The 14,525-nt window shown below is 62.4% G+C and carries 18 protein-coding genes; 9 read left to right on the top strand and 9 right to left on the bottom strand.

Annotation, left to right across the window (positions count from 1 at the left end):
* Window positions 1–132: 132 nt before the first annotated feature.
* On the top strand, window positions 133–318 hold the full coding sequence (locus tag AC244_RS09960) for a twin-arginine translocase TatA/TatE family subunit (protein ID WP_053248654.1): 186 nt from the start codon (window positions 133–135) through the stop codon (window positions 316–318).
* A gap of 173 nt (window positions 319–491) precedes the next feature.
* Here the strand turns inward: AC244_RS09960 and AC244_RS09955 are convergent, their stop codons facing one another.
* Genes AC244_RS09955 through ubiT form a run of 5 tightly spaced genes read right to left on the bottom strand, consistent with a single transcriptional unit; the run spans window position 492 to window position 3,604 of the window.
* A complete protein-coding gene (locus tag AC244_RS09955; RefSeq protein WP_063934093.1) occupies window positions 492–740 on the bottom strand; it encodes a DUF454 family protein in 249 nt (82 codons plus the stop codon).
* A 54-nt stretch (window positions 741–794) separates the two neighbouring features.
* Window positions 795–1,190 carry a hypothetical protein gene (locus tag AC244_RS09950; RefSeq protein WP_063934101.1) on the bottom strand — a complete coding sequence of 132 codons (396 nt, stop codon included), beginning with the start codon at window positions 1,188–1,190 and terminating at the stop codon, window positions 795–797.
* The gene (gene ubiV / locus AC244_RS09945) at window positions 1,175–2,125 is read right to left on the bottom strand and encodes a ubiquinone anaerobic biosynthesis protein UbiV (RefSeq protein ID WP_053248652.1); all 951 of its coding nucleotides are present in this window, start codon (window positions 2,123–2,125) and stop codon (window positions 1,175–1,177) included. Before ubiV ends, AC244_RS09950 begins: the two co-directional genes overlap by 16 nt.
* Before the next feature lie 4 nt (window positions 2,126–2,129).
* Window positions 2,130–3,107 (bottom strand): ubiquinone anaerobic biosynthesis protein UbiU, encoded by a 978-nt coding sequence (gene ubiU, locus AC244_RS09940; protein WP_053248651.1) that lies wholly within the window; start codon window positions 3,105–3,107, stop codon window positions 2,130–2,132.
* Window positions 3,098–3,604: a ubiquinone anaerobic biosynthesis accessory factor UbiT gene (gene ubiT, locus AC244_RS09935; protein WP_053248650.1), complete on the bottom strand. Its 507-nt coding sequence runs from the start codon at window positions 3,602–3,604 to the stop codon at window positions 3,098–3,100. Before ubiT ends, ubiU begins: the two co-directional genes overlap by 10 nt.
* A 113-nt stretch (window positions 3,605–3,717) precedes the next feature.
* Here ubiT and AC244_RS09930 point away from each other — a divergent pair, with 113 nt between their 5' ends.
* Entirely contained in the window at window positions 3,718–5,229 is a 1,512-nt protein-coding gene (locus AC244_RS09930) for a UbiD family decarboxylase (RefSeq protein WP_053248649.1), read from the top strand.
* On the top strand, window positions 5,226–5,852 hold the full coding sequence (locus tag AC244_RS09925; protein WP_053248648.1) for a UbiX family flavin prenyltransferase: 627 nt from the start codon (window positions 5,226–5,228) through the stop codon (window positions 5,850–5,852). Before AC244_RS09930 ends, AC244_RS09925 begins: the two co-directional genes overlap by 4 nt.
* Here the strand turns inward: AC244_RS09925 and AC244_RS09920 are convergent.
* From AC244_RS09920 to AC244_RS37480, 3 genes are all read right to left on the bottom strand, one after another.
* Window positions 5,801–6,493, bottom strand: a complete 693-nt coding sequence (locus tag AC244_RS09920) for an NnrU family protein (protein ID WP_053248647.1) — start codon at window positions 6,491–6,493, stop codon at window positions 5,801–5,803. The two genes, AC244_RS09925 and AC244_RS09920, sit on opposite strands and share 52 nt — an antisense overlap.
* A gap of 10 nt (window positions 6,494–6,503) precedes the next feature.
* Complete coding sequence (locus AC244_RS09915) at window positions 6,504–6,932, bottom strand: hemerythrin domain-containing protein (protein ID WP_053248646.1); 429 nt, start codon at window positions 6,930–6,932, stop codon at window positions 6,504–6,506.
* 111 nt (window positions 6,933–7,043) lie between these two features.
* Window positions 7,044–7,205: a hypothetical protein gene (locus AC244_RS37480; protein ID WP_202596062.1), complete on the bottom strand. Its 162-nt coding sequence runs from the start codon at window positions 7,203–7,205 to the stop codon at window positions 7,044–7,046.
* A 122-nt stretch (window positions 7,206–7,327) separates the two neighbouring features.
* On the opposite strand from AC244_RS37480, the gene AC244_RS09910 reads away from it, so the two are divergent.
* The 6 genes from AC244_RS09910 to AC244_RS09885 all read left to right on the top strand — a co-directional run bounded on the left by AC244_RS09910 (window position 7,328) and on the right by AC244_RS09885 (window position 12,966).
* Complete coding sequence (locus AC244_RS09910; protein WP_053248645.1) at window positions 7,328–7,894, top strand: cytochrome c oxidase subunit 3; 567 nt, start codon at window positions 7,328–7,330, stop codon at window positions 7,892–7,894.
* A gap of 5 nt (window positions 7,895–7,899) precedes the next feature.
* Window positions 7,900–8,178: a cytochrome C oxidase subunit IV family protein gene (locus AC244_RS09905; RefSeq protein WP_053248713.1), complete on the top strand. Its 279-nt coding sequence runs from the start codon at window positions 7,900–7,902 to the stop codon at window positions 8,176–8,178.
* Between the two features lie 172 nt (window positions 8,179–8,350).
* On the top strand, window positions 8,351–8,803 hold the full coding sequence (locus tag AC244_RS09900) for a c-type cytochrome (protein ID WP_053248644.1): 453 nt from the start codon (window positions 8,351–8,353) through the stop codon (window positions 8,801–8,803).
* Window positions 8,804–8,827: 24 nt separating this feature from the next.
* On the top strand, window positions 8,828–10,174 hold the full coding sequence (locus AC244_RS09895; RefSeq protein ID WP_053248643.1) for a nitric-oxide reductase large subunit: 1,347 nt from the start codon (window positions 8,828–8,830) through the stop codon (window positions 10,172–10,174).
* A gap of 67 nt (window positions 10,175–10,241) precedes the next feature.
* Window positions 10,242–11,054: a CbbQ/NirQ/NorQ/GpvN family protein gene (locus AC244_RS09890; RefSeq protein WP_053248642.1), complete on the top strand. Its 813-nt coding sequence runs from the start codon at window positions 10,242–10,244 to the stop codon at window positions 11,052–11,054.
* A gap of 10 nt (window positions 11,055–11,064) precedes the next feature.
* Window positions 11,065–12,966 (top strand): nitric oxide reductase activation protein NorD, encoded by a 1,902-nt coding sequence (locus AC244_RS09885; protein WP_053248641.1) that lies wholly within the window; start codon window positions 11,065–11,067, stop codon window positions 12,964–12,966.
* 70 nt (window positions 12,967–13,036) lie between these two features.
* Here the strand turns inward: AC244_RS09885 and hemN are convergent, their stop codons facing one another.
* The gene (hemN, locus tag AC244_RS09880) at window positions 13,037–14,389 is read right to left on the bottom strand and encodes an oxygen-independent coproporphyrinogen III oxidase (protein WP_053248640.1); all 1,353 of its coding nucleotides are present in this window, start codon (window positions 14,387–14,389) and stop codon (window positions 13,037–13,039) included.
* Window positions 14,390–14,525: the final 136 nt, after the last annotated feature.

The raw sequence follows: 14,525 nt of genomic DNA, 5'->3' as shown, positions 1-14,525 counted from the left end.
GTTTGGGGACATCGCAGCTCACTGTTTGTCGCGCGACAAGGATTTCCCGCCCAACGGACGCTAATCCAGTGTTGCAGTCGGCGATCCAGTCGCCGCCCAGCGGCATCGAGACAGTTTTAGGGAAGCAAAGATATGGGTTCCTTGAGTATTTGGCATTGGTTGATCGTGCTTGCGGTGGTGTTGGTCCTTTTCGGACGCGGCAAGATCCCGGAACTGATGGGGGATGTCGCAAAGGGCATTCGCAGTTTCAAGCGCGGTCTGCAGGACGATGCGGCTGTGCCGCCGCAGAGGGAGATCGATACGAGACAGGGCGAGTAATGACCGGCCCGCGCCCGACGAAGCCGCCCGATGCGGCGCGAAAGGATTGATCCCTCAGGCGGTCTGCCTGGTGATGATGAAGAAGGCCGGCGGCAGCACCGCCCCGACGACGAACACCATCTATGTCGGGCTCGGCTTGCTGAGAATATAGAAGAAGATCAAGCTCGCGGCGATCAAGGCGATGGCGACGCCTTTGCACGCGCTGACATTGCCTCTTTTTCCCGCCAAAGCCGAAAGAAGCGGCCGAACGTGCGGGGTTCCAGCAGCCAGCGCTCAAGCCGCGGTGATGCCCATGCGAACAGGCCCGCCGCCAGCAGAAGAAAAGGTGTGGTCGGCAAGGCGGGGAGAAAGGCTACGGCGATGGCGAAGCCGGCCATCAGCCGGCCAGGACAGGGACGCAGGATTGGCAAAGCCTGGTTCATTTGCCAGTTCCAGTTCGAGCGGGAGACGCGGCGTGCCTGTAGTGCCTTGCCTGCTCATCGTGCGCCAGCCTCGATTTCCGGGCATCCTCGCATTGCCCCGACCAGGATATCTGCGCCGTGGCGCGCGGCTTCGGCGATATCCTCGAACAGCAATTGCGCCTCGGCCAGCACGCTGCCGTCGGCCTCCTCGTAGCCAATCTCGTCAAGTTCGCGAAGCAATTCCATGATGGCGGCGATGCGTCGCCGTTGCCCCCTGGCAAGGTCCAGCCTGCGCCGACGGTGGTGGCCGGCAGCCAGTGTTTCGAACTGGAAGAGCAACTGATCGATCTCTGTCCGGCAGGCGCAATCGAGCGTCGCGCCATCGATCAGCCGACGAACGCTGCCGATGATGTCAGCGAGATTGCCATCATCCGTCGTCTCCTTAGCCGAAAGGATCAACTCATCTGCCATCGTTCACCTCCATGGGGCGAGCCGGCGGGCGCTGCGATCCACGACGCGCCGGTCTGGCCATAGTGAAAACCGTTCGACAGCGGCACGCCGGGATAGGCGAGCGCCAGGCGCTCAATGCCCTCGGCGGACGAGCATCGTCCGGTTGCAACATCGTCATAGATGCGGGCGACCATCACCATGTCGCAGTCCTGCGGCGACAACCGGATGCGGCCGATGCCGGCGGCGGTCAGTTCGCCAAGCTCCTGCAGAAGGCTCTGGCATGTGTGCGACATGGTCTGCACCCCATTGAGGGCGAGGAACGGCTGACGGTCGAGTGTGTCGACGATGAGCCCGTCGCTGTCTTCGCCGCAGATGAATTGGCAATTGTCCTTCACCAGGCCCTTGGAACGGGCGTGGGCGCAGCGTGCCGAGATCGCCAACGGCACGCGTCCGAAACCGAAGATTTCAAACGCGATATCAGGCGCATCGCGAACGATGTCGCGCACCGACGCCATAGGCAACTCCGGCGGCAGACAAATGCTGGTCGCACCGCGCGACGCCAGCAGACGGGCGGTCGCGCCGTTGTAGACGTTGATCAAAGGGCCGACCGAATGCGGCTTGCCGGCAAGCAACCCGAGAGCGGACAGATCGTTGGCCTCGATCGGATGGACGCTGTCGCGCACAAGGCCGCGCACGAGTTGGCTTTCACGTTCCAAAGTAACCAGCGCAAGCGAGGCAAGGCTGACCTTTTTGCCGGCGCCCTCCAGGCGTTCGATCACCTCGGCGACATGCGGTTCAATGAAATGCAGACGCTTCGAGCAGACCGCCTCGCCGATGGTGACATGTTCGACCGGGGCTTCGTCGGCAATGCGGAAATAGAAGTCGCGCCACTTGGGTCCGTCCCAGAGGTAAAGCACCGGGCCGAGGCTGAGCGAGGGGTGTGTTGATGCGGGCATGTCGTTACCTCCACCGCTTCTCGTAGGCGCCTGATGTCGTCTTCTGTCCCTCGCTGAGCCGCCTGAGACGCGACAGCAAGGCGGGCCTCTCGTCCGCATTGGCAGCGACAGCACGACGCATGATGGACACGACCTCGGCGACATAGGCCTTGCCGCGCTGGCGTCCCTCGATCTTCAACGCGCCGACACCGGCATCACGCAAGGCATCGATGTGGTCCATGACGTCGAGCGAAACCGGATCCTCGAAGGCGTATCCACGCTCCTCGGCAATGTCGAAACGTCCCTTGCAGAGCGTGGGATAACCGGCGGCTTCGCCGGCGGGAAAGCGGTTGATGGTGTAGTCGCCCAGCTCCGACACCAGTTCGCTGCCATCCTCGCGGTAACGCACATGGCTTGCCGGCGAGCAGACGCCGTGCATGTTGGGAGACTTGCCGGTGGCATAGGACGAGAGCGAGCAGCGCCCCTCGGCCATCACGCAAAGGCCGCCGAAAACGAAGACTTCGATCTCGCAACTGATCTGGCGCGCCAGGCGCGCGATATCGGGAATGGTGAGAATGCGCGGAAGCACGACACGCTTCGCACCGAAGGTTTCGACAAGGAATTTTACCGCGTCGGCGTTGGAGGCGGAGGCCTGGACCGAGACGTGCAGCCGTTGCTCCGGATGGCGCTCGGCGGTGTAGGCCATCAACCCGAAGTCGGCGAGGATCAGGGCATCGGCCCCAAGGCGCACGGCATCGTCGACCGCGTCATGCCAGAGCTTTTCTTGCCCCGCCCGCATGAAGGTGTTGATGGCGACGAAGGTCATCACCTTGCGCTGACGCGCATAGGCAATCGCCGTCTTCAGCTCGTCGCGGGAAAAATTGAGGCCGGGAAAGTTGCGTGCATTGGTCTCGTCGCGAAAGCCGCAATAGACGGCATCGGCGCCGGCATCCACGGCCTCGCGGAAAGCAGCCGGCGTGCCCGCCGGACAGATCAGTTCCATGTGGCGGCCTCCCTGGACAAGGCGCGTGTCCTGATTTCAGCCGCTGCGCGCCGGACCAACGGTGCGAACGGCCCGCTCATGCGGGCGATATCTGCTGGCAGGTCGATGTTGCAGTCGTCGAGCGCGTTGCGCAGCGCCAACATGGCTTCCATGTCGCCCGTGATCGTCAGGCTTCTGGAGAAGAACACGGCATCGCCGTCGATCTGGCCTTCGAGCAGCGCCAGAAGCAACACGAGCTTGCCGCCCATGCAGGCCTGAGCGACCGGCAGATGCGGCTTGCGGTGAACGGAGATGCGGCGGGCAGAGGGCTCTACCAGAAAGCCCACTGGAAGGTCCGTGGGCACAAAGGCGTATCGTTTGTCGGCGTGCTCCCCGAGCCGGTCGAAAAGATCCGGATGCTGCTGAACGACCTGGGCAAAGACGAGCCGCGTGGCGTGTTCTATGACGGAGAGCGGGGCGATCCGGAAAGGTGCGGTCATCGCGAAGGGTAGGGTCATGGGCTGCCTGCATGAAAACGGAGCAAAGAATGGCTGCATGCTAGTCGGCGCGCTGCTGCCGCTGTTTGTCCCACGTCAAAGACATCGGGCATTTGCCGACCCTAAGAGGCGGCATGAACAAGAGCTTCCGTTCCGCCAAGGGTTTTGTCTCGCTTCAGGATTTTGCCTGCGCGCTCGAGCGTGAAGGGGAGTTGAAACGCATCTCCCGTCCCGTCTCGCTGGTGCATGAGGTGACCGAAATCCACCGGCGCGTTCTGGTGGATGAGGGACCGGCCTTGCTGTTCGAGCGGCCGGTCGATGCTTCCGGGCGCGTCCACGACATTCCTCTGCTCGCCAATCTCTTTGGCACCGAGCGTCGGATCGAGCGCGGTTTCGGTTTACGCACCGGCGGACTTGTCGAGCTTGCATGCGAGCTGGCTGAGCTGCGGGATCCGCGCGCCCCCGGGTCGCTGCGCGATGCCTGGGACCGGCTGCCGCTGTTGCGGTCTGCACTCTTCCTGCGGCCGAAACAGGTGACATCCGCACCGTGCCAGGACATCGTCTGGCGTGGTACGGACATCGACCTTGCCCGCTTGCCGATCCAATGGTGCTGGCCGGGCGAACCCGCACCGCTGATTACCTGGCCGCTGGTGATCACGCGCGCGCCGGACGACCCGCTCGACGTCAATGTCGGCATCTATCGTATGCAGGTGCTGGGCCGGGACCGGGTGATCCTGCGTTGGCTTGCCCATCGCGGCGGCGCCCGGCACCATCGTCTGTGGCAGCGCCAAGGTCGCAATATGCCGGTTGCCGTGGCAATCGGCGCCGATCCTGCGACGATCCTTGCCTCCGTAATGCCGCTGCCGGAGGGGCTGAGCGAACTCAATTTCGCCGGATTGCTCCGGCGCAGCCGGACGCAGCTCGTGGCCGCAACGTCTGTGCCGCTGGCCGTTCCGGCAAACGCCGAGATCGTCCTCGAAGGAACGGTGTCGGCGACCGAGACCGCCGATGAAGGGCCCTATGGCGACCACACCGGCTATTACAATTCGGTCGAACCGTTTCCGGTCATGACACTTTCTGCCATCACCACGCGCCGTGCCCCCTATTATCTCTCCACCTATACCGGCCGGCCGCCGGACGAGCCCTCGCGGCTTGGCGAGGCCATGAACACGCTGTTTATTCCGCTTGCCAAGAAACAGTTCCCGGAGATCACTGATCTCTGGCTGCCGCCGGAAGCCTGTTCCTATCGCGCCATGGTGGTCGCCATCGACAAGCGTTACCCCGGGCAGGCAAAGCGTCTGATGATGGGGCTTTGGTCGATGCTGCCGCAGTTCAGCTACACCAAGCTGATCATCGCGGTTGACCCGGATATCAACGTCCGCCATTGGCCCGACGTCATGTGGGCGCTGGCCACGCGCTTCGATGCCAGCCGCGATGTCACCGTGATTGCCAACACGCCGATCGACTATCTCGATTTCGCGTCGCCGCGCTCCGGCCTCGGCGGCAAGCTCGGGCTGGATGCAACGACGAAGATCGGTTCAGAGACGGATCGGGAATGGGGGCAGGTGCTCGATATGACGCCCGATGTCGTGCGCCAGGTGGATGCCATATGGGCCGATCTCGGACTTGAAAGGAAAGCATCATGAGCAGGCACCGAATTGTCGTCGGCATAACCGGTGCATCGGGTGCCGCCATTCCATTGCGCATTGCCGAGCGACTTGCGCAGATCGAGGACGTGGAGATGCACCTGGTATTGTCGCCATCGGCTGATCGCACGCTTGCCCATGAGGTTGGCGGACATGCGCTGTTGCGGTTGCTGGAGAAGGCGGACCGGACCTACGAGCATGACGATATCGGCGCTGCAATCGCCAGCGGATCGTTTCCGACTGCCGGCATGATCGTCGCGCCCTGTTCGATGCGCACGCTTGCCGCCATTGCCAATGGGCTTGCCGACAACCTCATTGTGCGCGCCGCGGACGTGCACCTGAAGGAGCGCCGGCGTCTCGTGCTGATGGCGCGCGAAACGCCGCTTCACCTCGGGCACCTGCGCAACATGTGCGCGGTGACGGAAATGGGCGCAATCGTCATGCCGCCGGTGCCGGCCTTCTACCACCGGCCGGACAGCGTCGAGGCGATCGTCGATCATCTCGCGGCAAGGGCGATCGACCTTCTGTCGCTGCCGATCAAACCGCTTGCCGTCGCCTGGCAGGGAGAGGTTCAGTCGAAAGGCAATGCCTGCAACAGCGGATCTGCGCCGAACATAACGTAGTGGCCGCCCGCGAGCAGCCAGAAGGTGATCGCTGCGGTCGCGAAGGCCGACAGGATCATCACCGGATCGGCGCGCAGGGGCGCCTGGCCCCTCAGGATCGCGACAAAGGGCCAAATCGAGGTGCCTTGCCCGGCCGCCGGCCATTTTTCCCCGAGACGGCGCCGCGCGCGCTTTTCCACCATGAAGAACCCACCGAACGCAAACAGCGCGAAGCTGCCGAAGAGCACTAGGGAACGCAAATCGCCATTGGCGATGACATGGCCGAGGGCCCAAAGCAGGAAGCCCCAGAGCACCGGATGACGTGTGACGCTGACGATTGCCCCCTTCCGCTCGTTGCCCTGAAAAATGGAGATCGACAGCGGGTTTTCGCTGAACAGGCCGGCGAGAACCAGGAGGAGGCCGAATGGCGCGAGGACGAATGTCGTCCAGGCCTGCCACGGGGCGGGCTCCCAGAGCGGGATGAAATCAAGCGCGAGCGCTGCCTGGAAAACCCAGATCAGCGCGACGATCGAAAGCAGCGAATAGATGCCGAAGTAGGCGCGCCGCCCCAGCAGGGTGATGAGCCGCTGACGCAGCGTCGGCCAGGCCGGCACCATGTGAAGGGCGAGGAAAACCGAAAATGCCGTGAGAAAATTATACATCGACGGGACCTCAAATCCTCTCCGCGAGAAGCAACCGTTCCGTCGCGACGTGGCGCCGGACGGTTTCGAAAAAGGCGCGCAGCATGTAGCCGATCGCCTCCCAACTGTGCGGACTGCGACCATGAAGCAGTTCATTGAGGACGCGCGCAACTTGCTCGGCCGCTTTCCCGTCATGCCGGTGCTCGTCGCGCAGGCGTTCGATCAACCTTTGCCCGTCGTCGCGGCATCTCGCAGCCGTGATGGCTGGAAACAGGATCTCATCCTCCAGCCTGTGCACGGTCAGGAGCGTTGAAGAAAGCCTTTCTGCAACTACGCGGCAACTGGCCGTATCGATGCGGCGCGGCAGGGAATCGGCAATGGCCTCGAGGCGATCACACAATCCGAGAAGGCTCTGATAGCCCTCTTCCAAGGCATTTTGTTCGGGCAACGGCAGCTCCATGATCGAGATTCGTCATTCCTCAATCGTCTAGGCGCAATCGATTGGGCGATCTTTGACATTTCGCAAAGTGGATGGCGACCGGCTGGGGCGGGCATCTGCTGCGTGACGCTGTTACTGCGAAGGATCGAGAAAGAGCACGATGGCGATCGCGATGGAGAACAGGACAGCCGACAGCGTGGCCGCGCGCTGCAGGACACCCATGCGGTAGAGAAGGATGGCGAACCCGACAATGATCGGGGTTGCGACGGAAAGGCCGATTTGAGCGTCTGTCATCGGAAAACTCCTGGAATGAGCTTGCTGCTAACAGCCCCGTTACCCCGCCTCTTTGCGCAATCGCAAAGACAAGGGATACCTGCCTGCCTAGCTGACGCCGGTTTTAGCAAAGGAGTTGGCGCATGGACGGGCACGCCCTTCCGGTTGTCGAGACAGAACAAACAGAAGAACATGCATCCGTAGACGATCTCCTGCTCTGGGTGCTTGTTTGGAGCGAACTTGCTGCCCTCGGCATCCTGTTGACCGGTTTTCTCGTGGTCGGTGTCATACAGGCGGACGCGTTTGCCGCAGCCCGTTCGCATCTCAATCCGCTGCTTGCGGGCATCAATACGCTCGTTCTTCTGACCAGCGGCTGGCAGGCGGCCTTGGCGGCGCGTCCGGTCGCGTCGACCGCTGCACGGCGACGAGCGCTCATGCTTGCTGCCCTCTTCGGGGTTGCCTTCGTCGTCATCAAGCTTTTCGAGTATTCGACCGAGGTCGACGTCGCCGGGTTGCCGCAGTTCGGTGCCTTCTTCGAGCTCTATTTCCTGATCACGGGCTTTCACCTGCTGCACGTTGCCTTCGGCAGCGCCGTCCTGCTCTTGGTCGCCTGGCGTCCGAGCCCGGGAAACATTGCGCTGATCACCACCCTCTGGCACGTCATCGACCTTGTCTGGATCGTGATGTTCCCGCTCGTCTATCTCGTGTGATTGCCATGACCCATCACAATGCGCGCCGACTTCACAACACCTGGGCCGTTCTGGTCGCAATCGTGCTTTCGGGCATGGTCATGATGACGTTCTGGGGCGGCACGGCTGCGGTGACCGTGACGCTGCTGTTCCTGGCGGTCGTCAAGTGCCGGCTCGTGGCTCTGGATTTCATGGGCCTGCGTCAGGCCCCGGTTGGTCTGCGGTTCGGCCTGCTGGCGTGGCCCATCATCCTTGCGCTTCTGGCTCTGGCAAAACTTGCAATGGGCGCAGTGCCATCCGCTTGAAACCACTCTTCCTCTTGTTTGCCAAAACGCAAAGAAGGCCTTTCGGAAATCCCTAGACATGGTCCGCGCCCCGATAGTTCGTCGGTGCCGCACGTCGCGGCGCCAAGCGGGGAGGGGATCAGATAAGCCGGCCAAGGTGTTTAAGGCCGGCCGAAGTCGAAAGGATCACGTGATGGCAGAACGCCTCACCAAGACCGGGGCCCGAAACGTCTTTTACGGCGGGCCCTTCTTCTTTTTTTCAATCTTTGTCGGGCTCACCGCCCACAGCCACTACTACATGCGCACGGTCTCGACCGATGAGTCGACCCTGACGGACGCGGTCGCCCGCGGCAAACACGTCTGGGAGAAGAACGCCTGTATCAACTGCCACACGCTTCTCGGTGAAGGCGCCTATTTCGCGCCCGAGCTCGGCAATGTCTGGAAGCGCTGGGGCGGCGAGACAGATCCGGACGGCGCGCGTGAAACGATGAAGGCCTGGATGGCCGCCCAGCCGAGCGGCATCGAAGGGCGCCGCCAGATGCCGCAGTTCAACCTGACCGAACAGGAGCTTAACGATCTCGCGGATTTCCTGGAGTGGACGAGCCGTATCAAGACCCAGAACTGGCCGCCGAACGAGGCCGGCTAAGCGTTGCGATTGGAGTGTGAAATCATGAAATACCAAACCCAGAAGGTCGCAATGCTCTATTTCTACGGAGCGATCGGCCTGTTCCTCGCCCAGGTGCTGTTCGGCGTGCTTGCCGGCACCATCTATGTCCTTCCCAATACCTTGTCCGAACTGCTGCCTTTCAACATCGTTCGCATGGTGCACACCAACGCCCTCATCGTCTGGCTGCTGATGGGCTTTATGGGCGCCACCTATTATCTCCTGCCGGAAGAGGCGGAGACCGAGCTTTACAGCACCAAGATCGCGATCGCGCAGTTCTGGATCTTCCTGATCGCGGCTGCCATCGCCGTCGTCGGCTACCTCCTGCGCATCCACGAGGGGCGAGAGTTTCTCGAGCAACCCTTCGCAATCAAGGTCGGCATTGTCATCGTCGCGCTGATGTTCCTCTACAACATCACGCTGACGGTCCTTAAGGGCCGCAAGACCACCGTCACCAACATCCTGATCTTCGGGCTCTGGGGCGTTGCGATCTTCTTCCTCTTCGCTTTCTACAATCCGATCAATCTCGCGCTCGACAAGATGTACTGGTGGTACGTCGTTCACCTGTGGGTCGAAGGCGTCTGGGAACTGATCATGGCGTCGGTGCTCGCCTTCCTGATGATCAAGCTCAACGGCATCGACCGGGAGGTCGTCGAGAAGTGGCTCTACGTCATCGTCGGTCTGGCGCTGTTCTCGGGCATCCTCGGCACTGGTCACCACTACTACTGGATCGGTGCGCCGGGCTACTGGCAGTGGATCGGTTCGCTGTTCTCGACGCTCGAGGTCGCGCCGTTCTTCACCATGGTGATCTTCACGTTCGTGATGACCTGGAAGGCTGGACGCAAGCACCCGAACAGAGCGGCACTGCTTTGGTCGATCGGCTGCTCGGTGATGGCCTTCTTCGGCGCCGGTGTCTGGGGCTTCCTGCACACGCTGTCGTCGGTGAACTACTACACCCACGGCACGCAGGTGACTGCCGCGCACGGACACCTTGCCTTCTTCGGCGCCTATGTGATGCTCAACCTTGCGGTCATGGCCTATGCGATCCCCGAAATCCGCGGTCGGGCACCCTACAACCAGATGCTGTCCATGGTCAGCTTCTGGATCATGTGCACGGCGATGTCGGTCATGACCTTCGCGCTCACCTTCGCTGGCGTCCTGCAGGCTCATCTGCAGCGCGTCTTGGGCGACAGCTACATGGACGTCCAGGATCAGCTCGCGCTGTTCTACTGGATCCGGCTTGGCTCCGGCGTCTTCGTGCTGATCTCGGCGCTGATGTTCGTCTGGGCAATCCTCGTCCCCGGCCGGGAACGCAGCAAGACGCTGAGTGCATCGATGCAGCCTGCAGAATGAATGAACGCGCCGGTCCGGGTTGCCCGGACCGGCCAATCTCCTTCCTCCTCTTTCACGGAGACATGCCATGAGCATTGTTCAACCAAGCCTGGTTCCGGTATCGATCGACATTCCCGCCTATAGCCCCTCGGGCAACGAGTGCGCCCTGTTCGAGAATGCCTGGGTCCGGCAATTGCCGCTCCTGCTCAAAGGCCCGACCGGCTGCGGCAAGACGCGTTTCGTCAGCCATATGGCGGCAAAGCTCGGCCTGCCGCTTTCGACCGTCTCCTGCCATGACGACCTGGCCGCAGCGGATCTGACCGGGCGTTACCTGTTGAAGGGCGGCGATACCGTCTGGGTCGATGGCCCTCTGACACGTGCAGTGCGCGAGGGCGGGATCTGCTACCTCGACGAGATCGTCGAAGCACGCAAGGACGTGACCGTCGTGCTGCATCCGCTGACCGACGACCGCCGCATGTTGCCCCTGGAGCGGACCGGCGAACTGCTCGAAGCGCCTCCAGCGTTCATGCTGGTCGTCTCCTACAATCCCGGCTACCAGAACCTGCTCAAGAGCCTGAAGCCCAGCACGCGTCAACGTTTTGTCGCGATCGAGTTCGATTTCCTGCCACGCAACGAGGAGATCGAGGTGGTCTCCCGTGAGAGCGGCCTGGCCGCAAGCCAGGTGGCGCCGCTCGTCAATCTCGCGGCTCGTCTGCGTGCACTGAAGGGTCACGACCTTGAGGAGGGCGTGTCGACACGTCTGCTCGTCTATTGCGCCTGCCTGATCGATGCCGGAATGCCGGTCAAGGACGCGGTGCGCGCGGCGATGATCGAGCCGCTGACCGATGAGCCGGACGTGCGGGCGGCGCTTCTTGAGGTTGCCGCCTCCTTGATTGCCTGAGGATTGAGTTATGCTGGACTTCCTCGAACTCGAAGAAACCGTCGGGCGCGCCTGGCACCGTTTCATTGGCAATACCGGCACCTGGCGGCGTTATCCCGAACAGGCTGTCAAACTGGCCGATATGATGCCGATGCTGGCGATCTGCTTTCGAGGACACGGCGGCGAGGCCGCGGTCCAGATCGTTCCGGCCCGCGGCCGCACGTCCGGCCACCGTCTGAAGTGGCGGCAGAAAATGGGGCTCGGCGAGGAAAAGCTCGTTCAGCCCGGCCGGGATCATGCGTCTTTGATGCTGCCCGGCGAGATCGACATTTTTCCCGACCGGAACCTCAACATCGATCTCTATTTCTGGCTGGTCGCCTATATGGCGACCATGCCGCTCGATCCCGCTGCAGAAACGGATCCATTGCAGTCCGACCTGGCCTATCTGTCGCGGGCGCAGGAAACCGTGGCCGAGGTCTTCCAGCGCTTTCCGGGCATGCGCCACAAGTACTGCCACCTAGCCGAAGCCGTTCTCGTCGAGCGCCAGCGCGGTTCTCTCCCTTCGGTGGAGCAGCATGTCGAGAACCGTGTCCTGCGGCTGCTGCGCAAGGCGGCCGGCCAACCGGATGCGACCTTGCCGGTGATCTTCCCGCATCGCGCTCCACCGGGATATCTGCCGCTGCTGCCGGTTCCCTTGTGGCCGGATACTTTGTTGCGACCGGAGACTGCCACCGAGCGCGATGACGATGTCGCGGCAACGGGGACCGCCTCCAGCCAGATCGCCGAGACCGAGCGCCACATTGCGGTCAGGGAGAACCCCGAGAACCGCAAGGGGGATCGCAGCCCCTTCATCCTCAACCGCTTCGAGAAAATCCTGGCGATGGCCGAGATGGTCAATGTCGATCGGCCGTCCGACGACAGCGACGACCATGACAACAAGGCCGCGCAGGATCTCGACGAGATGACGCTTGGCGAACGGAAGGGCAGACCATCTGCGCGCTTTCGCTTCGATCTCGACCTGCCGCCTGAAGCCGTCGATCCGACGCCGCTGACGGCCGAGCTCACTTATCCCGAATGGAACTACAGGACGTCGAGCTACCTGAAAGATCATTGCCGGGTGCTGGCAGGCCCGGCATCAGGCGTGGAAGACCGGGCTGAGCTGACGCCGGAAACCAGGAGCCTGATCCGGCGCGTGCGGCGCCAGTTCGAAGTGCTGCGGCCACGCAACGAGATCCTGCGCGCGCAGATCGACGGCGCTGATCTCGATCTCGATGCCGTGGTGCGCGCCCGCACCGATTTGGCTGCCGGCGGCCAGGGGAGTGACCGCATTCATCTGATGAGCCGCCCGCAGGTTCACGACCTCGCCGTCACAATCCTGGTTGACGTCTCGCTTTCGACCGATGCCTGGTCCGATAATCGACGGGTGCTCGATGTCGAAAAGGAAGCGCTGCTCATTCTCGCCCACGGCCTTTCGGCCTGCGGCGACAATCATTCGATCCTTACCTTCACCTCACGGCGGCGCGACTGGGTGAAGGTGGAAAGCGTCAAGGCTTTCGACGAGCCGATGAGCGCGCTCGTCGAAAGCCGCATCGCCGCCCTGAAGCCGGGATATTACACCCGCATCGGTGCAGCCATCCGCCATGCCACGGCCGAGCTTCAGAAGCAGCCCAACCGCAAGAAGCTGCTGCTGGTCCTGACCGACGGTAAGCCGAACGACGTCGACCATTATGAGGGGCGCTTCGCGCTGGAGGATAGCCGCAAGGCGGTCACGGAGGCGCGCCGGAGCGGTATCAGCGCTTTTGCCGTCACTGTCGACCGCGAGGCGCGGTCCTACGTGCCGGCCATGTTCGGCCAGAACGGCTATGCCGTCGTCGGCAACATTGCCCGGCTGCCGGCGGCACTGCCGGCGATCTACAGAAGCCTGGCGGGATAGAACGATCAGATGGAACACGAAAAGGCCCGGTCGCGACCGGGCCTTTTCGTGTTTGGTGGTTAGCAGCGCTTCAGGCCGCTTTGCTGTGGGTGCGTTGCGTGTCATCGATATAGGCATCGAATGCCGCGGCAACGGCGCGGATCACGAAGCGATGATCCTGCCTTACAGTTATGACGCCATCGGCGATATCCAGCACACCGTCGTCGGCCATCCTCGCCAGACGCTCATTGCCGCCGAGAAGGAAATCCGGGTCCCGTCCATGTGCAGTGGCGATTGCCTTGATGTCGGCCGTGAAGTCGCACATCAGCCTTTCGATGATCGCGGCACGCAGGCGATCCTCGTCGGTCAAACGGTAGCCCTTCGTCGTTGCCAATCGGCCGGACGCGATATGGCTTGCATAAAGCCCCGGGGGGACCTCGTTCTGCACATAACCGTCTTGTGAGCGGCCGATTGCCGAGGCGCCGAAACCGATCAGCGTTTCGCAATTGTCCGTCGTATAGCCCTGAAAATTCCGCCGAAGCATGCCGGAGGATTGCGCAAGCACGAGATCGTCGTCGGGCAGGGCGAAGTGGTCGAGCCCGATCTGGTGGTAACCCGCTTCGCAAAGCGCTTCACTGATGGCGAGCGCCTGGTCGGTGCGTGCGGAAGCGTCGGGCAGCACGTTCTCGTCGATCATGCGCTGGTGTTTTTTGAACGATGGCACGTGCGCGTAGCCGAAGACGGCAAAGCGTTCCGGCCGCATTGCCGTGGCGGCCTTGACCGTTTCGACGCAGGAGCGAACCGTCTGGTGCGGCAATCCATAGATCAGGTCGAAGTTGATGCCGGTGACACCCGCGTTGCGAAGATGCGTCACGGCATCGGCTGTCTGCTGCTCGCTCTGGATGCGGTTGATCGCCTTCTGGACGACCGGGTCGAAGCTCTGAACGCCGAGGCTGGCCCGTCTCACCCCACCTGCGCCAAGCGCTTGTGCCATGGCGGCGGTCAGGCGCCGAGGATCGATTTCGACGGCCACGCCCGTCTCCGGACCAAACCGATAGCGCTCACGCAGGAGCGCCATCAACGCCAGGAACTCTTCCGGTTCGATGATCGTCGGCGTACCCCCGCCGAAATGCACCTCACCGATCGGCAGCGGACCGGCCGCATGATCGGCCACCATGCCGATCTCCTGCCTCAGCACATTGAGGTAATCGAGGATCGGTTCGTCCTGGCGGGTGATCGTGGTGTGACACCCGCAATACCAGCACATCGAGCGGCAAAAGGGGATGTGCAGGTAGAGTGAGACATCCCGGTCCGTTGGGACCGCGCCGAGCCAGTCGGCGTAGGTCTCGCGTCCGACACCGGCGGAAAAACGCGGCGCGGTCGGGTAGCTGGTGTAACGCGGCAAGCGCATCTCGGCATATTTCATAAGGGCGGTGGACTGCATGGTGCTCTTCCTATCGGCAAAAACAATCGATCCGTTTCTAGGCCGGATGCACACCGTCGTTCTTTGCGAAAAGCCAAGCAGGCGAGCAACAAGGAGGCAAAACGGGATTTGTTTGCGCTTCGACAAAATGTCGCGG

The sequence above is a fragment of the Ensifer adhaerens genome (assembly GCF_001270265.1).
In the GTDB taxonomy this organism is placed as follows: domain Bacteria; phylum Pseudomonadota; class Alphaproteobacteria; order Rhizobiales; family Rhizobiaceae; genus Ensifer; species Ensifer adhaerens_B.
This window is presented reverse-complemented; position numbering and strand designations above follow the sequence as displayed.